This is a genomic window from Collinsella aerofaciens (assembly GCF_040915425.1).
Taxonomy (GTDB): Bacteria; Actinomycetota; Coriobacteriia; order Coriobacteriales; family Coriobacteriaceae; genus Collinsella; species Collinsella aerofaciens_BW.
Window position 1 is genome coordinate 1 of the sequence record NZ_JBCPDN010000046.1, and the last position, 18,950, is coordinate 18,950.

The 18,950-nt window shown below is 62.4% G+C and carries 14 protein-coding genes; 13 read left to right on the forward strand and 1 reads right to left on the reverse strand.

All coding sequences use genetic code 11. The annotated features are described in order from the left end of the window. Together AB5164_RS07115 and AB5164_RS07120 are read left to right on the forward strand one after the other, a co-directional pair. Positions 1-850 (forward strand): glycoside hydrolase family 32 protein (locus AB5164_RS07115; protein WP_368147925.1); only part of this gene is annotated, 850 nt, incomplete at its 5' end. 95 nt (positions 851-945) lie between these two features. Then, entirely contained in the window at positions 946-1,935 is a 990-nt protein-coding gene (locus tag AB5164_RS07120) for a PLP-dependent transferase (protein ID WP_343001444.1), read from the forward strand. Between the two features lie 114 nt (positions 1,936-2,049). On the opposite strand, the gene AB5164_RS07125 is transcribed toward AB5164_RS07120, so the two are convergent. Beyond that, the gene (locus AB5164_RS07125; RefSeq protein ID WP_343001443.1) at positions 2,050-2,394 is read right to left on the reverse strand and encodes a winged helix-turn-helix domain-containing protein; all 345 of its coding nucleotides are present in this window, start codon (positions 2,392-2,394) and stop codon (positions 2,050-2,052) included. Between the two features lie 193 nt (positions 2,395-2,587). On the opposite strand from AB5164_RS07125, the gene AB5164_RS07130 reads away from it, so the two are divergent. From AB5164_RS07130 to rpoD, 11 genes are all read left to right on the forward strand, one after another. Beyond that, on the forward strand, positions 2,588-4,099 hold the full coding sequence (locus tag AB5164_RS07130; protein WP_006234046.1) for an IMP dehydrogenase: 1,512 nt from the start codon (positions 2,588-2,590) through the stop codon (positions 4,097-4,099). Between the two features lie 370 nt (positions 4,100-4,469). Next, the gene (gene leuS / locus AB5164_RS07135) at positions 4,470-7,046 is read left to right on the forward strand and encodes a leucine--tRNA ligase (RefSeq protein ID WP_368142344.1); all 2,577 of its coding nucleotides are present in this window, start codon (positions 4,470-4,472) and stop codon (positions 7,044-7,046) included. A 258-nt stretch (positions 7,047-7,304) separates the two neighbouring features. After that, positions 7,305-7,799, forward strand: a complete 495-nt coding sequence (gene rimP / locus AB5164_RS07140; protein ID WP_368142343.1) for a ribosome maturation factor RimP — start codon at positions 7,305-7,307, stop codon at positions 7,797-7,799. A gap of 1 nt (position 7,800) precedes the next feature. Further along, complete coding sequence (gene nusA / locus AB5164_RS07145; RefSeq protein ID WP_006234042.1) at positions 7,801-9,048, forward strand: transcription termination factor NusA; 1,248 nt, start codon at positions 7,801-7,803, stop codon at positions 9,046-9,048. 91 nt (positions 9,049-9,139) lie between these two features. Then, positions 9,140-11,854 (forward strand): translation initiation factor IF-2, encoded by a 2,715-nt coding sequence (gene infB, locus AB5164_RS07150; protein ID WP_271737825.1) that lies wholly within the window; start codon positions 9,140-9,142, stop codon positions 11,852-11,854. Between the two features lie 11 nt (positions 11,855-11,865). Next, positions 11,866-12,276 carry a 30S ribosome-binding factor RbfA gene (gene rbfA / locus AB5164_RS07155; RefSeq protein WP_195245816.1) on the forward strand — a complete coding sequence of 137 codons (411 nt, stop codon included), beginning with the start codon at positions 11,866-11,868 and terminating at the stop codon, positions 12,274-12,276. Further along, positions 12,269-13,312 carry a DHH family phosphoesterase gene (locus AB5164_RS07160; RefSeq protein ID WP_368142342.1) on the forward strand — a complete coding sequence of 348 codons (1,044 nt, stop codon included), beginning with the start codon at positions 12,269-12,271 and terminating at the stop codon, positions 13,310-13,312. Before rbfA ends, AB5164_RS07160 begins: the two co-directional genes overlap by 8 nt. Positions 13,313-13,327: 15 nt before the next feature. After that, positions 13,328-14,260 carry a tRNA pseudouridine(55) synthase TruB gene (gene truB / locus AB5164_RS07165; RefSeq protein WP_368142341.1) on the forward strand — a complete coding sequence of 311 codons (933 nt, stop codon included), beginning with the start codon at positions 13,328-13,330 and terminating at the stop codon, positions 14,258-14,260. Next, the gene (gene ribF, locus AB5164_RS07170) at positions 14,257-15,264 is read left to right on the forward strand and encodes a riboflavin biosynthesis protein RibF (RefSeq protein WP_368142340.1); all 1,008 of its coding nucleotides are present in this window, start codon (positions 14,257-14,259) and stop codon (positions 15,262-15,264) included. The genes truB and ribF overlap by 4 nt, the downstream gene beginning before the upstream one ends. Continuing rightward, positions 15,257-17,371, forward strand: coding sequence for a DNA primase (gene dnaG, locus AB5164_RS07175; RefSeq protein ID WP_368142339.1), 2,115 nt, complete (start codon positions 15,257-15,259; stop codon positions 17,369-17,371). Before ribF ends, dnaG begins: the two co-directional genes overlap by 8 nt. A 110-nt stretch (positions 17,372-17,481) precedes the next feature. Then, entirely contained in the window at positions 17,482-18,825 is a 1,344-nt protein-coding gene (rpoD, locus tag AB5164_RS07180; RefSeq protein ID WP_368142338.1) for an RNA polymerase sigma factor RpoD, read from the forward strand. The last annotated feature ends 125 nt before the right edge of the window (positions 18,826-18,950 follow it).

An 18,950-nucleotide genomic window follows, 5' to 3' on the forward strand; every position in this document is an offset into this window, starting at 1 on the left:
GAGTTGGGAGCTCGAGAGCCGTGTGTCTACGCCCGAGCGCTTTGGCTTTATGTGGGAGTGCCCGGGATACCTTGAGCTTGAGGCGGATGGCGGTGTACCGGCGAAGTGGCTGTCCTTCTCGCCCCAGGGCCTCAAGGGCGGTCGTTGGGACCGCGGCAATGTATATGCAGCGGGCTACATGCCTGTAACGGGCGACATTACGGGCGGCAATGACGCTTATGAGCTGGGCGAGTTCCGCCTGTGGGACGCCGGTTTTGACTTCTATGCTCCGCAGGAGTTCACGGCCGAGGACGGTCGCCATATTCTAATCGGCTGGATGGGCATGCCCGATGAGCCGACCTATGGCAACGACCCCACCGTGGCGTGCGGCTGGCAGCACTGCATGACGGTGCCGCGTGAGCTTACAGCCGGTGCTGGCGGCGTGGTACTGCAGCAGCCGGCGCGCGAGATCGAGCGCCATTATGCCTCGGTGCGTGTGGGGGAGGGCTCGTTGGAGGTTGCCGGCGATACCTGTTTTGACGTTGTTGTTGACGGTGTCGACGGCGCGTTTACCGCGACCGTTGATGGCGAGCTAAAGCTGGTGCTTGTTCCCGCCGAGGGCGAACTGCCCTCGCGCTTTGAGATGCGATTTACCGATGAGAGTCGCGCTTCTGCCGGCTGCGGTCGTACCGTGCGTTGGGAGTCCGTCGACGAGGTTAGTAACGTGCGCATTGTTGGCGATGTTTCCTCGGTCGAGGTGTTTGTGAACGATGGTGCGCTCGTGTTCTCGACGCGCATCTATCCCGAGGCCTATGGCGTGACCGTTGACGCTCCGGGCGCGAATGTGACCTACCACGCGCTCAACATCTAAGCGATTCGTCGCATATCGGCGCTATACTGCAGCCGTAGCCCACGATGCGGGAAACATCCGCATCGTGGGTTTTTGTTATGGAGGGAAGGTGCCGTATGGGCGTACAGCAGCTAGAAGAGGCCTGGGCTTTGAGGGCCAGCGCGCGTGAGGCGCGGTTGCTTGCGGCGTCGCATGTGCCGGCAGCGCTGTCGTTGCTGGGGATTGTACGGCCCGGCGATCGTCTGGTGGCCTTTGCGGATGACTTTGCCGATGCGTTTGCGAGCGGCTTTGATGACTGCGATGTTGTGCTCGTGGGCTCGCCGTCCGCCGAGGCGTTTGCCGCCGCATCCGAGGGCTTTGATGCTTCGTTTGATGCCGAGGGTCCGCACCTGTGGTGGTTCGTCAACTCCATCGGCGGGTTTGGTCTGCGTGTGCCCGATCTGCGTGCGCTGGGTCGGGCGGCGCGTGAGGCCCATGCGCTGCTGGTTGTTGACAACACCGTGGCGTCGGCTTTTGGCTGCGATCCGCTGCGGCTGGGTGCTGCGCTGTCGTTCGAAGCGCTTGACCGTGTGTGCGCCGGTGAGGCTCCACGCAAGCTCGTTGCTGCTTCGGTGGCGCGCTCGCAGCTCAAGCGCCATCGTGTGGATGCCGCTGCCGAGTGCGCGCACGTATTGTTTGCAGGCTGCGGTGCGTCGGCGCTCGACCTTTCTGCCGAGGAGACCGACGTGCTGGAGCGTGGGCTTTCCTCGCTTAACGTCCGCATGCAGGCGCATTTCGACCGCGCCCGTGCGCTGGCCGAGTATCTGGCCGCCAACGAGATGGTGCGCAACGTTCGCTATCCCGGGCTGAGTTCGCATCCCGACCATGCGGCTGCAACGGGAATCCTCGAGCACGGCTTTGGACCGGCAGTTGAGTTTGATCTTATCGAACGTAGCGCGGGCGAGCTGTTCGATGCTTTGCCCGGGGAGTTTCGCACATCGCCCGCCGGCGGCGCAACGACGCGCCTTTCGGCCCCACGCGGCAAGCAGGGGAGCACCATCCGCCTCTTCGCCGGTACCGACGACCCCTTGATCGTGGCCGCCACCCTAGACAATGCCCTCCGATGATTATTCTGGGACGGGGATTAAAAAATCATTAGGTACACAATGATTTTTTAATCCCCGTCCCAGAATAATCATCTATGGTGACCGACCAGCTAAAAAAGCCCCGTCCCAAATTGGCTACTCTTTGATGCTGGCGATGAGGGCGTTGGCTTTGGTGGCGATGACGTTGTTAATGTCGGCCTGCAGCTCTTCGTAGACCGCTATGGCTCGCTCGCCGGCGGGGGTGAGGGTGGATCCGCGGGCGCCGTCGCGCTCGATGAGCTTGCAGCCCAGCTGACCTTCGGCCTCGTTTACAATGCGCCAGGCCTTGGAATACGCCATGCCCATGCTCTTGGCGGCGCGGTTGAGCGAGTGCTCGCGGGCAATACCCTGCAGCAGCAAGACGCAGCCGTGGCCGAACACGCCCGGCAGATCCTTGTCGCACGCTTGAATGACCAACTTTGCCGTCGTCTTGTACTCCATGTGCTCCACGTCTCCCCGCTAAAGTGTTTGCTGGGCAAACGCATAGCCTGCGTCAAACCCTCGTGTGCTCTTCTTAAATCATGCATTGTAGCAGTCAAAGTGCGTTAAGATACTTCCCCAGTATTGGGCGCCCAAGGTTGGGCTGGGTCCTACGAGGCCTGCAGCCGACCGGTCGCATGGAAAAAGGAGAAACATGGCTACGTTCTTTCCCGGTGAGTCCCACACGTTTTCGGAGTATCTGCTGGTCCCTGGTTACTCGTCCTCGCAGTGCATCCCCAACAACGTCTCTCTTAAGACGCCGCTGACCCGCTTTAAGCGCGGTGAGAAGCCGGCAATCACCCTGAACATCCCCATGGTTTCCGCCATCATGCAGTCCGTCTCGGGCGTCGATATGGGTGTCGCGCTCGCTACCGAGGGTGGCCTGTCCTTCATTTACGGTTCCCAGAGCGCCGAGTCCGAGGCCGCTATGGTCAAGGCCGTCAAGGATCACAAGGCCGGTTTCGTTCAGTCCGATTCCACGCTGACCCCCGACATGACCATGGAGCAGGTCATCGAGCTTAAGGAGAAGACCGGCCACTCCACCATGCCGGTCACCGACGACGGCACTCCCAAGGGTAAGCTCCTGGGCATCGTCACCAGCCGTGACTATCGCCCCAGTCGTGATGACCACCAGACGAAGGTCTCCGAGTTCATGACCCCGCGTGAGCAGCTCATCGTGGGCGACAAGAACATCAGCCTCAAGGTTGCCAACGACGTCATCTGGGACAACAAGCTCAACGCCCTGCCGATCGTCGACGACAACGATCACCTTATGGGCATCGTCTTCCGCAAGGACTACGACAGCCACAAGACCAACCCCAACGAGCTGCTCGATAACGACAAGCGCTACATGGTCGGCGCTGGTATCAACACCCGCGACTATGCCGAGCGCGTGCCGCTGCTTATCGAGGCCGGTGCTGACGTTCTGTGCATCGATTCCTCCGAGGGCTTCAGCGAGTGGCAGAAGCGCACCATCGAGTGGATCCGCGCCAACTACGGCGAGGACGTCAAGGTCGGCGCCGGTAACGTCGTCGACGCCGAGGGTTTCCGCTTCCTGGCAGACTGCGGTGCCGACTTCATCAAGGTCGGTATCGGCGGTGGCTCCATCTGCATCACCCGCGAGACCAAGGGTATCGGCCGTGGCCAGGCTACCGCGCTGATCGACGTCTGCCGCGCTCGCGACGAGTATTACGAGGAGACCGGCGTCTACGTGCCCGTGTGCTCCGACGGCGGTATCGTCTACGACTACCACATGACGCTCGCCCTGGCCATGGGTGCAGACTTCATGATGCTGGGCCGCTACTTCGCTCGCTTCGACGAGAGCCCGACCGAGCGCGTCAACGTCAACGGCCAGTACATGAAGGAGTACTGGGGCGAGGGTTCTGCTCGTGCCCGCAACTGGCAGCGCTACGATCTGGGCGGCGCCGCGAAGCTCAGCTTCGTCGAGGGCGTCGACTCCTACGTTCCCTACGCCGGTTCCCTCAAGGACGGCGTGGGCGGCACGCTCTACAAGGTCAAGTCCACGATGTGCAACTGCGGCGCCCTCTCGATCCCCGAGCTCCAGGAAAAGGCACGCCTGACTCTGGTCAGCTCCACCTCCATCGTCGAAGGCGGCGCCCACGACGTAGTCGTCAAGGACTCCCAGCAAAGCGTCAGCTATCGCTAAGCGGCTTTCCCAAGCACCGCACCTTGCCGTTCAAACCGTCGCTCGCGTACCAAAGTACGCGTCGCTCCTCTTTCACGGCAATCTGCGGCACTTGGAAAACCCGATCATGCTTGGGCGGGTAACAATTAGCGGTTGATTCACAACCACGTTATTTAGATAAAGCGAGATGCCCGCAAGTCGCAGGCATCTCGCTTGTCGTATTTGCTATCATCAGTCAAGTTAACCTTAGGGTCGGTCGGCTTGGCTTTGTTCGCTACAAGTTCCGCACGCAAAGAAGAGCACTTAATGTGCTCTTCGTCTTGCGCAGGACTGTCCGCAGTAGCGAATAAAGCTAAGCCGACCGACCCCAGCTAAGATTAAAGGAGCTGATATGTGCGATTGCACAGATCATAAGGACGAGATTCCTGTCTACGACGCGCAGGCCATTGAGTCCAGGTGGATGAAGGCCTGGGAGGACTCCAACCTCTTTGCCGTCGACACCGACGACAGCAAGCCCAAGAAGTACGTGCTCGAGATGTTCCCGTATCCGTCGGGCGACCTGCACATGGGCCACGCGCGCAACTACACTATCGGCGATGCCATGGCCCGTCAGGCCCGCATGCGTGGCTACGACGTGCTGCATCCCATCGGCTTTGACGCTTTTGGCCTGCCCGCCGAGAACGCCGCCATCAAGCACAACACGCAGGCTGCCGCCTGGACGTATAAGAACATGGACCAGGCGCTCGCCACGATGAAGCGCATGGGCTTCTCCTACGATCTGGATCGCATGGTCAAGACCTGCAGCCCCGACTACTACCGCTGGGGCCAGTGGATCTTTGAGAAGATGTGGGAAAAGGGCCTGGTCTACCGTAAGAAGAACCCGGTCAACTGGTGCCCCACCTGCAAGACCGTTCTGGCTAACGAGCAGGTTACCGAGGGTAAGTGCTGGCGCTGCGGCACCGAGCCCGAGAAGCGCGACCTGGAGCAGTGGTACTACAAGATTACCGAGTACTCCCAGGAGCTGCTCGACGATCTGGAGAAGCTCCCCGGCTGGCCTGAGCGCGTCAAGCAGATGCAGGCCAACTGGATCGGTCGCTCTGAGGGCGCCGAGGTCGACTTTACCCTGTGCGACCAGGATGGCGAACCCATCGAGGGCGACGAGGGCAAGATCACCGTTTTCACCACGCGTGCCGATACGCTCTTTGGCGTTTCCTTCTTTGTCCTGGCTCCCGAGTACGCCGGCTTGCACGAGCTCGTCGAGGGCACGGAGTACGAGGAGGCCGTCACCAAGATCGTCGAGGACTCCAAGCATATCTCTGCCGTCGAGCGTGCCCAGGGCACCCTCGAGAAGCACGGTGCCTTCACGGGCCGCTATGTGGTAAACCCCGTCAACGGCGAGAAGGTCCCCGTTTGGGTTGCCGATTATGTCGTTGCCGACTACGGTACCGGTGCCGTCATGGCCGTTCCCTGCGGCGACCAGCGCGACTTTGAGTTTGCCCGTAAGTACGACCTGCCGATCGTGCCGATCATCCTGGACGATGACGATCGCGCTGCCGTCGAGGCCAGCGGCGAGAGCATCGATACCTTCCATGCCGAGACCGTCGACTGGGATTGCGCTCACGCTGCCGAGGGCACGCTCGTCCAGTCCGGCAAGTACACTGGCATGCGCGGCGGTAAGCACTCCGAGGGTGAGGCTGCCATCGTGGCCGATCTCGAGGCCATGGGCTGCGGCCGTCGCAAGGTCGAGTTCCGCTTGCGCGACTGGCTCATCAGTCGCCAGCGCTATTGGGGCAACCCCATCCCGGCCATTCACTGCGAGCACTGCGGCATCGTGCCCGTGCCCGAGGATCAGCTGCCGGTGACGCTGCCCGAGAACCTGGACCTGGGCGCCGGCGAGACCCTCGCCGAGTGCAAGGACTTCTACGAGACCACCTGCCCGGTCTGCGGCCGCCCGGCCAAGCGCGAGACCGATACCATGGACACCTTCACCTGCTCCAGCTGGTATTACCTGCGCTATACCGATCCGCACAACACCGAGCTGCCCTTCTCCCGCGAGGCGGCCGACCGTTGGATGCCCGTCGATAACTACATCGGCGGCATCGAGCACGCCATTTTGCACCTGCTCTACAGCCGCTTCTTTACCAAGGCGCTGCGCGACCTGGGACTGCTGAGCGTGGACGAGCCCTTCACCAACCTGCTGTGCCAGGGCATGGTCAAGGACGAGAACGGCGACACCATGTCCAAGTCCAAGGGCAACGTCGTACCCCCGAGCTCGGTTATCGAGCCCTACGGCGCCGACACCATGCGTCTGGCTATCCTGTTTATCGCGCCGCCCGAGAAGGACTTCGACTGGGATCCCAAGGCCGTCGAGGGCGCCAACCGCTTTATCAAGCGCGCCTGGCGTATCGTGTGGCAGCTCGTCCAGTCGGGTGACGCCAACGTGGCCTTCGACAAGTCCGTGCTCGGCGAGACCGCGATGAAGCTCTACCGTGAGCGTCACCGCACCATCGCCAAGTGCACCGAGGACTTCGATCGCGGCCAGTTCAACACCGCGATCTCGGCCGTCATGGAGCTCGTCAACGCGGCGAGCGCCTACCTCAACGCCACCGAGGGTGCTGACCGCGACAAGGCCCTGTGCTACGGCGTGGCCAAGGACATCGTGAGCGTCCTGGCGCCCATCTGCCCGTTCTGGGCCGACGAGCTGTGGCACGAGGCGCTCGGCTGCGAGGGCAACGCTTACACCGCCGCCTGGCCCGAGTTCGACCTGGCCGAGTCCATCGAGGACACGGTGCAGATCGTCGTCCAGGTACTCGGCAAGGTCCGTGGCCGCATCGACGTGGCCCGCGATGCCTCCAACGAGGAAATGCAGGCTGCCGCCGAGACCGCCGTCGCCAAGTGGCTCGACGGCAAGACGGTCGTCAAGGCCATCTGCGTGCCCGGCAAGCTGGTCAACCTGGTGGTCAAGTAAGCATTGCGCGCTTAACTGACGCATAAAAGACGAGGGGCGATCCGATTGGGTCGTCCCTCGTTTTTCATGTACCTGCCCTGATGTCTGCGGTCAATTGTCCTATTCTTGTGGAGAAGCTGTGCGCACGCTGACCTGCAGATTCGTACTGTGCTTGCACGTTTCCGCAGCTATTGGTATAGTTTGCTTGCAAATGAAGTTGTAATTGAAAGAAGTGGGGTTTCGGCCCCGCTTCTTTTTTGTATGGATGGAGGTGCCGCAATGGTCAAGACCAAGACCGAGCAGGCGATTATCGACGCGCTCGAGGCCGTCGCTCCCCAGCACGATATCGACATCGTCGACGTCGAGCTCGTGGGTGCCACCAAGGCCCCCTGCGTGCGCGTGCGTATCGAGGGTGCCGAGGGTCAGAGTCTTTCGCTCAACGACGTCACGGCCAACACCAAGTGGGTCGGCGATGTGATTGAGGAGCTCGACCCCATCTCTTCGAGCTATACGCTCGAGGTGTCGAGCCCGGGTATGGCGCGCCCGCTGCGCCGCCCGTGCGACTTTGCCCGCTTTGTGAGCGAGAACTGCGAGCTCACCTCCACCGCCACCGAGGGCCGTCGCAAGTACGCCGGCAAGATTGCCGCCGCCACCGAGGCGAACGTGACCCTCGAGCTCGAGGACGGCGAGTCCGTTACCCTCGATTTCTCTGATGTTAAAAAGTGCAAGTTGAAGCCCACCTACGACTTCAAGCCCGCGAAGGAAGGAAAGTAAGATGGCAGCATCCGACATGATGTCCGCCCTGATGGAGCTTTGCCAGGAGAAGCACATCGACCAGCTCTACCTGATCGACCGCCTGGAGCAGTCGCTCGCCAAGAGCTATGCCGAGATCCTGCATCTTGAGTGGGGCGCCAAGGTGACCATTGACCGCACCACCGGCAAGATCTACGTCTACCGCCTGGAGCCGATCGACGATTCCATGGACGAGGAGGGCAACTTCACCGAGTTTGAGGAGATCGACGTCACCCCCAAGAACACGAGCCGCATCGCCGCCCAGCACGCCAAGGCCGAGATCAACGCCATCGTGCGCAACTCCGCCCGCGAGCAGATCTACGAGGAGTTCTCCGGCCGCATCGGTGACCTCATCAGCGGTACCGTGCTGCAGTCCACGCCCGACTTCACGATCGTCAAGATTCGCGAGGGCGTCGAGGCCGAGCTGCCGCACTTCGACCAGCGCCGTTACGAGAACGAGCGCAACGAGCGTCCGATGGGCGAGCGCTACCTGCACAACCAGCACATCAAGGCCGTGATCATCGACGTTCGCGACCCCAACTCCAACCTGCAGCCGGTTCGTGGCGAGCACAGCCGTCCGCCGATTGTCATCTCCCGTACCCACCCCGAGCTCATGCGTCGTCTGTTTGAGCAGGAGGTGCCCGAGATCTATGAGGGCACCGTCCAGATCAAGTCGATCGCCCGCGAGCCCGGCCAGCGCTCCAAGGTCGCCGTCCACTCGCTCGACGACCGTCTGGATCCCGTGGGCGCCTGCGTCGGCCCCAAGGGCAGCCGTGTTCGCGCTGTCGTGGGCGAGCTCCGTGGCGAGCGCGTCGACGTCATCCTGTGGGATGCCGATCCTGCCGTCTACGTCGCCAACGCCCTGTCGCCCGCTAAGGTCACCCGTGTCCTCATCGACGAGGAGAAGGCCTACGCCGGCGTCATCGTGCCCGACGACCAGCTGTCCCTCGCCATCGGCAAGGAGGGCCAGAACGCCCGCCTCGCCGCGCGCCTGACCGGCTGGCACATCGACATCAAGTCCGAGACCCTTGCCGCCGACATCCTCAAGAACGTTCCCGTTCACGAGGAGCCCGCCGCCGACCTGATCGGTGACGAGGAGGACGAGGACGTCCGCCGCTGCGAGTACGTGTCCGAGGACGGCATCCAGTGCCGCAACCAGGCTCGTCCCGGCTCCCGTTTCTGCGGTGTCCACGACACCGACGCCTTCGATGATGCGGAGGACCTGATCTAGCGCGCGGTCGCGCCGGGTGGGTCCTGGCGCGTCTCTCACGCTCGTTCAGTCTCTAGGCACCCAAGGTGCCAGAAAGGGTAGGTGAAGTCATATGGCAAAAGTCCGTGTGTCCACCCTGGCCAAAGAGTTCGGCATGACCTCCAAGGAACTGATGGGTCATCTCGCCGATATGAAGATTCCCGCTAAGTCCGCTTCCTCCACCTTGGAGGACGCCTATGTCGCTATGGTCCGCAAGCAGCTCGCCTCGGTGATCGAAGCCCGCGCTCAGGAAGTCGAGGCCGCTAAGCAGGCCGAGGAGCAGGCAGCTGCCGCCGAGGAGGCCGCTCGCGCCGCCGAGGCCGAGCGCGAGCGCATCGCCGCCGAGAAGGCCCGCGAGGAGGAGCGTCGCCAGTTTGCCGCAGCCCAGGCTGCCGAGGAGGCTGCCCGCGCCGAGGCCGAGGCCAAGAAGAAGGCCGAGCAGGAGCGCCTTGCCCGCGAGAAGGAGGAGGCTGCCCGCGAGGCCCAGCGCCGCGCCGTTCCCGCTTCCGACTCCGGTTCGCGTTTCCGTTCGCTGCTCGACCAGATCGCCGCACAGGAGACCGTGCTCAAGGAGAAGAAGGACGCCGAGGACAAGGCCAAGGCCGAGCGCGCCGCCGAGCGCGGTAACCGTCGTGGCGGCAACAACGACCGCCGCGGTGGCCGTCGTAACGATCGCAACGCTTCCGACAACAACTCCGAGCGCAACGCCTCCGAGAGCCGTCCGCACAGCCATCGCACCAACGCCAGCAACAACGTCGCTGCCGGCATGGACTTCCCCAACCCCGACAAGCAGGGCAAGGGCAAGAAGCGCAAGGGCGGTCACAACAACGAAGAGGACCACTACAGCCGCATGGCTCGCGAGGCCGAGGAGTACAGCCGCGAGAAGGTGCTCGAGGAGGCTCGTGCCGCCGTCGAGGAGGCCTCTCGCGAGTCCACCGGTCGCCGCAAGAAGCGCAAGGAGAAGCGCGAGCGCGAGGCTGCCAAGGCTCAGGAGGAGCGCAAGATAGAGGAGGCGCTGGCCCAGGGCGTGAACCCCGAGGACCTCGACGCCATCAAGGTCTCCCAGGGCGTTACCGTCCAGGAGCTTGCCGAGGCGCTCGACGTTCCGGCCAACGACATCATCAAGCGCCTGTTCCTGCTGGGTACTCCGCTCACGATGACGCAGTCCATGTCCGACGACCTTGTCGAGCTCGTTGCCGACGACCTGGGCCGTCAGATTAAGATCATCACCCCCGAGGAGGAGAACACCTTCTCGTTCTACGACGATCCCGCCGACCTTAAGCCGCGCGCCCCGGTCGTCACCGTCATGGGCCACGTCGACCACGGTAAGACGTCGCTGCTCGACGCCATCCGTCACACCGGCGTTGCTGCCGGCGAGGCGGGCGGCATTACGCAGGCCATCGGCGCTTCGCAGGTCATGATCAACGACCGCAAGATCACCTTTATCGATACCCCGGGTCACGCCACCTTTACGGCTATGCGTGCCCGTGGTGCCAAGGTGACCGACATCGTCATTCTGATCGTGGCCGCCGACGACGGCGTCATGCCTCAGACCGTCGAGTCGATCAACCACGCCAAGGCTGCCGGCGTACCCATCGTCGTCGCCGTCAACAAGATCGATAAGCCGGGCGCCAACCCCGATCGCGTGCGTCAGGAGCTCACCGAGTACGGCGTCATCCCCGAGGAGTGGGGCGGACAGAATATGTTCGTCAACATCTCGGCCAAGCAGAAGATCGGTATCGACGACCTTCTGGAGACCGTGCTGCTCCAGGCCGACGTGCTCGAGCTTAAGGCCAACCCGGACACCTTTGCCTCCGGCAACGTCCTCGAGGCCAAGCTCGACAAGGGCCGTGGCTCGGTTGCTACCGTGCTCGTGACCCGCGGTACCCTGCACGTGGGCGATACGCTGGTCGCCGGCCTTACCTACGGCCGCGTCCGCGCCATGCTCGACCCCAAGGGCCGCGCCGTCACCGAGGCCGGTCCCTCCGACGCCGTCGAGATTTTGGGCCTGCAGTCCGTGCCCAACGCCGGTGATGAGTTCCGCGTGTTCGAGGACGAGCGCGAGGCACGTGCGCTGGCCGACGAGCGTTCGCTGAAGGCCCGTATCGAGGAGCAGAGCCGCGTCAAGCACGTCACGCTCGAGAACCTCTTCGAGACCATTGCCGACGCCGAGGTCAAGGAGCTCAACCTGATCATCAAGGCCGACGTCCAGGGTTCCATCGAGGCCCTTCAGGACTCGCTCGACAAGATGGATCAGTCCGAGGTTCGCATCAACACGATCCACTCCGCCGTTGGCGCCATCAACGAGACCGACGTCGTCCTGGCCGACGCCTCCAACGCCATCATCATCGGCTTTGGCGTCCGTCCCGACGGTAAGGCCCGCTCCGCTGCCGAGCGCGAGGGTGTCGAGATCCGTTGCTACGACGTCATCTACAAGTGCCTCGAGGACCTCGACGCTGCCCGCATCGGTATGCTCAAGCCCACCGAGGTCGAGGTCTCCACGGGCACTGCGACCGTCCTGGACACCTTCAAGGTGCCCAAGGTTGGTATCGCCGCCGGTGTCCGCGTCGAAGAGGGCGAGATCGCTGCGACCGATTCCGTGCGCCTGGTGCGCGACGGCATCGTGGTCTTCAACGGTAAAATCGCCTCGATGCGCCACTACAAGGACGAGGCCAAGAGCCTCAAGAGCGGCTCCGAGGGCGGTATTGGCCTGGAGAACTTCCAGGACATCAAGCCTGGCGACACCATCGAGGGCTACCGTATCGACCAGGTTGCCCGTACCGAGTAGGGGGTAGCGCTATGAAGCAAACGCAGGCAACCCGCCGTCTGGGCGAGCAGCTTCGCGAGAAGCTCGGTTATATCCTGCTCTTTGAGGTTTCCGATCCGCGTCTCGACCTGGTCACCCTGACCGCGGTCGAGGTCGCGGTGGACCGCTCGTTCGCGCGCGTGTACGTGTCGTGCGACGCGAGCCGCTACGAGGAGGTCATGGAGGCGCTTGCCAGCGCCAAGGGACGCATCCGTAGCCTGTTGGCCCGCTCGCTCGATTGGCGCGTCACGCCCGAGCTCGATTTTCGCATCGATCGCTCGACTGATGAGGCCGAGCGCATCACGCGTGCGCTGGAAAACGTTCCCGCCACGCTTGCGATCGAAAAGGACGAGGACGGCTATCCCATAGCGGATGCCGCCCAGGAGGCAGCTTTAGATGAGTAATTCCGCCGACCTCGCATCGAGCGAGTCTGCAGATATTCAGCGACGCATCCTCGAGCTCATCGAGGATGCGTCCTCCATTGCGATTTCGGGACATACGTCTCCCGATGGTGATGCCCTGGGCTCCGTGCTGGGTCTGGGCCTCTCGCTTATGAAGTTTTTTCCCAACAAGGACATTGCCCTGCTGCTGGCAGACGATGACCCGGTTCCGCGCATTTACCGCTTTATGGAGGGCGCCGACCGTCTGGTGCCGGCATCTGCGTATACCGGCAATCCGGACCTGTTCATCTCGGTGGACGTGCCGGTCGTCGAGCGTCTGAACAACTCAGCCGAGGTGCTCCGCCGCTCGTCGCATGTGGTGTGCTTCGATCATCATCCGGCGCGTGAGGAATTTGCCGAGCTGAGCCTGAGGTGCGTCGGCGCCGCCGCCTGCGCCATGATTATCGACCGCTTTTTGGACAATTGCGGCATTGTGGCTCGCGATGGTGTCGCGACCTGCCTGCTGTGCGGCCTGGTGACCGATACCGGTCGTTTTCAGTACCAAAATGCCGATGCCACTGCTTTCCATGCCGCCTCGCGCCTGGTCGCGCACGGTGCCGATCCCGCGCGCGTTGCGCTCGAGGTCTACCAGAGCATGCGCGTAGAGTTCTTGCATCTTAAGTCCATCGTTATGGGCCGCATCAAGACAGTGGCGCACGGTCGCGTGGCATATAGTTATGCGTATCAGAGTGACCTCGAGGCCTGCGGCGTCACTTCGGACGAGTGCGATGGCCTGGTCGATGTGGTGCGTTCGGTGATGGGCGTGGAAGTTTGCCTGTTCCTGAAGGGCATTGAGGGCGATACCAAGGTGCGCGGTAACCTGCGTTCCAAGGGTGACCTCGATGTGTCCGAGATCGCTGCCAACTTTGGCGGTGGCGGGCATCATGCCGCCGCCGGATTTTCCAACAACGGAACGATTCGCGAGACGCTCGCTGTGGCACTTCCCATGCTGGCCGAGCTGGTAGGGGAGGATCCCGCTTCGGTGACCGTCGAGCTCTAACATTTTGGATGGTACATGGCTCGTCGTACGCCTTCTCAATTGAATATGCTGCTCGCCGTCGATAAGCCGGTGGGCTGTACGTCCCACGACGTGGTATCGCAGTGCCGACGCGCCCTCCATGAGCGACGCGTCGGCCATGCCGGTACGCTTGACCCCATGGCCTCGGGTGTCATGGTGGTGGGCGTGGGCCAGGCGACCCGTCTGCTGGGCATGCTAACCCTCGATACCAAAAGTTATGTCGCCGACATTTCGTTTGGCGTCGAGACCAACACCGATGACGCGGAGGGCGAGGCCGTTCGCACGGTGCCCGTTGCCCCCGAGCTGCGCGATCTCGCTTACGCCCGTGAGCAGCTCGCCGCTATGCTTGGCCCGCAGATGCAGGTGCCGCCGGCGTTTTCGGCCATCTCGGTCAATGGCGTTCGCGCCTATAAGAGTGCTCGCGAGGGCAATGCGGTAGACTTGCCCCCGCGCCCCGTCGAGGTCTATGCCGCCGACCTGATCGCCGTGGGCGGCGAGGGCGATACGTGCGTCTGGACCGTGGCGTTTTCGGTAAGCAAAGGCACCTACATTCGCGCGCTCGCTCGCGATCTGGGTCGTGCCTGCGATAGTGCTGCACATATTTCCGCGCTGCGCCGTACGGCCTCCGGCGTGGTTTCCATTGGCGCCTGTCATGCGGTAGAGGAGCTCTCTGCCGAGTCCGCTGCCGGTTTCGCTCTGGATCCCATCGCCGCCCTTGGTGCCACGCGTGTCGATTTGCCGGGAAATCTTGCAGACGACCTGCTTTGTGGTCGCCGCATTCCCATTGAACGTGCGCTTGCGGACTTCGATGCGTCGAAGGCGCCGTTCGCGCTCGTGCTCGATGGTGGATTGAAGGCGCTTGCTCGAATCGAGGGCGGCCGCTTTGTGATGGAGCATGTCTTTCCGCAGGCGATAGGCGGTGTTCGATGATGCTGGCGCCCCACGAGCTCGCGCGTGTCTTTTTCACGGGTGAGTTGGATGAGGCCCGTATCGTTTCTGCCGATGCATTTGATGAGTGCGAGTTCTTGGGTGCCGCGTCGATCGCCATTGGCGTGTTTGATGGCGTGCATCGTGGGCACCAAGAGCTGATCGACGCGGTTATTCGCGATGCGCATGATCACGGCAGCAAAGCGGTCGTGGTCACCTTCGATCCCGATCCGGACGTCGTGGTGAGTCCGTCGCCCGCTCAAAAATTGATGACGACGGCCGACCGCCTGCATGCCCTGGCTCAAACCGGGGTCGATGCGGTGGTGGCCGTTCCCTTTACGCCCGCCGTGGCGGCACTCGATCATGTCGGGTTTCTGGCGCTGTTGTCGCGTGTTGTCGACATTCGCTCCATTCGTGTAGGCAGCGACTTTAGGCTCGGCCGCGGCGGGGCTTCGGGCGTTGCCGAGATGCGCGCCTGGGGCACTGAGCGTGGGGTTGACGTTTACGGTCACGACCTGCTCTGCGTTAACGGGCAGACCGTCTGCGCCACGCGCGTCCGCCATGAGCTGGGTCAGGGTCATGTGGAGCTGGCTGCCGAGCTTCTCGGCCGTCCCTATATGCTGCGCGGCGTTGTGGCGGCTGGCCGTCACGAGGGCTCCGATATGGGCTTTCCCACGGCAAACATCCAGGTGCCCGACGGCATCCAAGTGCCTGCCGATGGCGTCTATGAGGGTCTGGTGCTGGTCGACGATACCGTATGGCCTGCTGCCGTTAACGTCGGCCTGCCGCCGACCTATGCCGATGATGCCGCCTCGGCGCATCTCGAGGCCAACTTGATTGGCTATGCGGGCGACCTGTATGGCGCTTCCGTGTCGCTGGCGTTTACGCGCTGGCTGCGTCCGTCTCGCGTGTTCGATTCCCTGGACGAGCTTATCGCGACCGTCGAGGGTAATATCGACGATATCCGTCATAACTTGGGTGAGCAGGGGGTGAGTATCCGTGATTAGCGATGAGGAAAAAGATCAGGTACGCGCGGCGTCAGACTTGGTTGCCATCGTGCAGGAAACGGTTGAGCTCAAGCCCCGCGGCCATGAGTTTTGGGGCTGCTGCCCGTTTCATGGCGAAAAGACCCCATCGTTTCACATTATCCCTGCTACGCAGGTGTGGCACTGCTTTGGCTGCGGCGAGGGCGGCGACGTCTTTACCTATATCATGAAGCGCGAGAACCTGAGTTTTCCCGAGTCGATCCGCTATTTGGCTGATCGTGCGGGCATTGAACTGCACGATACCGGTGCGCAGCGCGATCGCGGCACCAAGCGCGCTCGCATCTATGACCTGTGCGCCGAGACGGCTCAGTTCTACCACACCATGCTTATGCGCGGTAAGGACAGCCGTCCGCGCGAGTACTTTGCCAGCCGCGGTATGGGTGGCGATGTCTGCCGACGCTACTGCCTGGGTTTTGCGCCTGGTCGCAACGCGCTGGTTTCGCACCTGTCTCAGGCGGGCTTTACCCCGCAGGAGATGATCGACGCCAACGTGGCCGTAAGCCGTGGGCGCGGACAGCTCGCAGACCGCTTTTACGACCGTGTGATGTTTCCCATCTTTGATGAACAGGGTCACAATATCGCCTTTGGCGGGCGCATCATGGGCGATGGTCAGCCCAAGTACCTCAACACCGCCGAGACGAGCGTGTTTCATAAAAAGCGAAACCTCTATGGCTTTAACTGGGCCAAGGAGTTTATCGTTGCTCAGGATACTGCCATCGTGGTGGAGGGCTATACCGATTGCATCGCCTGCTGGGAGGCGGGGATCAAAAATGTCGTCGCCACGCTGGGCACGGCGCTGACGGAACATCACGTTAAGACGCTCACCCGTTTTGCCAAGCGCATTGTATATATGTTCGATGGCGACGCCGCCGGTCAAAAGGCCGCTCGCCGCGCGATTCAGTTTATCGAGCAGGATTCGATGGACCTGCGCTGTGTGGTGCTGCCCGACGGCAACGACCCCATGGAGTTCATCACGGCGCATGGCGGCCAGGAGCTTCAGGCGCGCATTGACGCGGCCGAGCCCCTCATGGACTTTGTGTACCGCTCGCTGCAGGAGTCGAGCGACATTACCACACCGGGCGGTCGCGCCAAGGCGCTCGAGGACGCGCTGACGCTCATCTATCCGCTACGTGACAGCTATATGATCGACACGTACTTTATCCAGATTGCCGACCTGTTGGGTTTGGACCTCGAGACCGTGCGCGCGAGTTCGGGCCGCGTGTTTCGCGATGTCGCCAAGCGTGAGGATGCCGAGCGCCGGCGTGAGCAGAACTACGAGCGTCAACGCGCGCAAGCTGAGCGCGCGGGCAGTGCGAGCGGTCGGGCGTCTGGTTCGCAGGGGACGTCTCGCGGTGCCTGGGCCGCGGGTGCGACGCCGCCGGTGTCCGCACCGGTCGAGGAGGATCCGTACGACTACGTTCCGCTTGATGCCTATGGGGCCGCACCGGTGGAGGTCGACGAGGACCTGCCGCCAATCGATGTGCCGGCGGGAATGGAAAGCGCTGCGCCCGTTGCCGATAGTCCAAGCGCGGCGGCAGCTCCGTCGATGCCGATTGTTTTGACCGATCTGGAGCGGAAATCCCTGGCGGGGGAGCGCGAGCTGCTGACGATGCTCACGAGCTATCCCGATCTGTTCCGCACGTATGCCGATCGCATTTGTTCTATCGAGTGGGTTGACCCGCGTCACGAGTCCATTGCGTGGGCCGTGCTGGCAACGCCGCCGGGAACCGATCCTGCGGCATGCATGGATGCGGCGCGGGCGGTGTGTCCCGAGGCGGCGTCGCTTGTCAGCGCCGGGCGCATCTCGGCGACGAGCAAGCACCCGACCGAGACGAACATCGTCTTTATGCTCGATACGCTCGAGCTCTACACCATCAAACGTCGCATGCGAGCCGCGCAGGCCAAGTTGCGTCAGGACCGTTCACTCGACGATGAGGCCCGTCGGGTGCTGACGATGCAGGCGGTGCAAGATTCACAGCGCCAGCGCGAGCTTCAAAAGTCGATCGGTGGCGTGGCCGACCCGTTCCGTTTGATCGGTTTGGAAACCGCAGGTGCCGATCAGGCCTAGATGTTGTGGTCAACCAGCGTATTCTCGCCTATATCCTGTCTTTATTTTGGGTATAGACGTCCATGTGTGTGCTAAAGTATTGAGTCCTGTGGACTACGAAGGGAGAATCTGTGCCAAAAAAGACTGAGAGCACGGGTACTGGGCTGGAATCCTACGTTGCAAAGCTCATGGGCAACGGCTCAAACAGGACTTCGGTAACCGAGGACGAGATTCAGGTCGCCCTGAAGGATATCGATGTCTCCGATGAGCAGCTCAACGCGGTGTATTCCGCGCTGCGCAACAGCGGCATCCAGATTATCTCCGCGAGCGGAAACGACGACGCCCCGATGGGCGTCGACGATGACGATAACGATACCGACGATTTCGATGACGACGACGAACACGATTCCGGCTCGCTTGACGATCACGAGCTTAAGATGGCCCGCCAGGCCGACGCCGAGATGGGCTCTTCCAAGAGCAAGAAGAAGCGCACCGTGCGCACGTCTCGTTCGCGTTCGCGCGTGCGCGGCATCGATGCCTCCACGGTGATGCTGACCGGCGACCCGGTTCGTATGTACCTTAAGGAGATCGGTAAGGTCGACCTGCTGACCGCATCTGAAGAGGTCGATCTGGCCATGAAGATCGAGGCCGGTCTCGAGGCCACCGAGAAGCTCGAGGCTGCCGATGCGGGCGAGATCGAACTCACCCGCGCCGAGATGCGTCGTCTTACGCGTATTGAGAACGTTGGTCTTGAGGCCAAGCAGGCGCTCATCAGCGCAAACCTGCGTCTGGTCGTCTCCATCGCCAAGCGCTATGTCGGCCGTGGCATGCTGTTCCTGGATCTGATCCAGGAGGGCAACCTCGGTCTGATCCGCGCCGTCGAGAAGTTCGACTATCAGAAGGGCTTCAAGTTCTCCACGTACGCCACGTGGTGGATCCGTCAGGCCATTACGCGCGCTATTGCCGACCAGGCCCGTACCATTCGTATTCCCGTGCACATGGTTGAGACCATCAACAAGCTCGTCCGTGTGCAGCGCCAGCTCCTCCAGGACCTGGGTCGCGACCCGACCCCAGAGGAGATCGGTGCCGAGATGGACATGAGCGCCGATCGCGTCCGCGAGATCCAGAAGATTTCGCAGGAGCCCGTGTCGCTCGAGACCCCGATCGGCGAGGAAGAGGATTCCCAGCTGGGCGACTTCATCGAGGACTCCCAGGCCATCGTTCCGCCCGATGCTGCCAGTTTCTCCATGCTGCAGGAGCAGCTCACCCAGGTGCTCGATTCGCTTGCCGATCGTGAGCGCAAGGTTATCGAGCTGCGCTTTGGTCTCGTTGACGGACATCCCCGCACGCTCGAGGAAGTCGGTCGCGAGTTTGGCGTCACGCGCGAGCGTATCCGCCAGATCGAGTCCAAGACCCTGGCCAAGCTCCGCCACCCGAGTCGCTCGAGCAAGTTGAAAGACTATATCGAGAGCTAGTCAAGCAAGAGGCGCCCTCAAGCACATCCGCTTGGGGGCGCTTTCATGTAGTCATTGGGTGTTCCTATAGTTTTGTCAACCGTCGGGGCTACTCCCGGTAGGGCACCCGGTCGCGCATCACGGCG

What these genes read in the sequence shown, in the direction of transcription:
- rimP (WP_368142343.1), top strand. Translation starts at nt 7,305, where the DNA reads ATGGTCAAGACCAAGACCGAGCAGGCGATTATCGACGCGCTCGAGGCC.
- ribF (WP_368142340.1), top strand. Translation starts at nt 14,257, where the DNA reads ATGATGCTGGCGCCCCACGAGCTCGCGCGTGTCTTTTTCACGGGTGAG.
- truB (WP_368142341.1), top strand. Translation starts at nt 13,328, where the DNA reads ATGGCTCGTCGTACGCCTTCTCAATTGAATATGCTGCTCGCCGTCGAT.
- rbfA (WP_195245816.1), top strand. Translation starts at nt 11,866, where the DNA reads ATGAAGCAAACGCAGGCAACCCGCCGTCTGGGCGAGCAGCTTCGCGAG.
- nusA (WP_006234042.1), top strand. Translation starts at nt 7,801, where the DNA reads ATGGCAGCATCCGACATGATGTCCGCCCTGATGGAGCTTTGCCAGGAG.
- leuS (WP_368142344.1), top strand. Translation starts at nt 4,470, where the DNA reads ATGTGCGATTGCACAGATCATAAGGACGAGATTCCTGTCTACGACGCG.
- AB5164_RS07160 (WP_368142342.1), top strand. Translation starts at nt 12,269, where the DNA reads ATGAGTAATTCCGCCGACCTCGCATCGAGCGAGTCTGCAGATATTCAG.
- AB5164_RS07120 (WP_343001444.1), top strand. Translation starts at nt 946, where the DNA reads ATGGGCGTACAGCAGCTAGAAGAGGCCTGGGCTTTGAGGGCCAGCGCG.
- AB5164_RS07130 (WP_006234046.1), top strand. Translation starts at nt 2,588, where the DNA reads ATGGCTACGTTCTTTCCCGGTGAGTCCCACACGTTTTCGGAGTATCTG.
- AB5164_RS07125 (WP_343001443.1), bottom strand. Translation starts at nt 2,394, where the DNA reads ATGGAGTACAAGACGACGGCAAAGTTGGTCATTCAAGCGTGCGACAAG.
- infB (WP_271737825.1), top strand. Translation starts at nt 9,140, where the DNA reads ATGGCAAAAGTCCGTGTGTCCACCCTGGCCAAAGAGTTCGGCATGACC.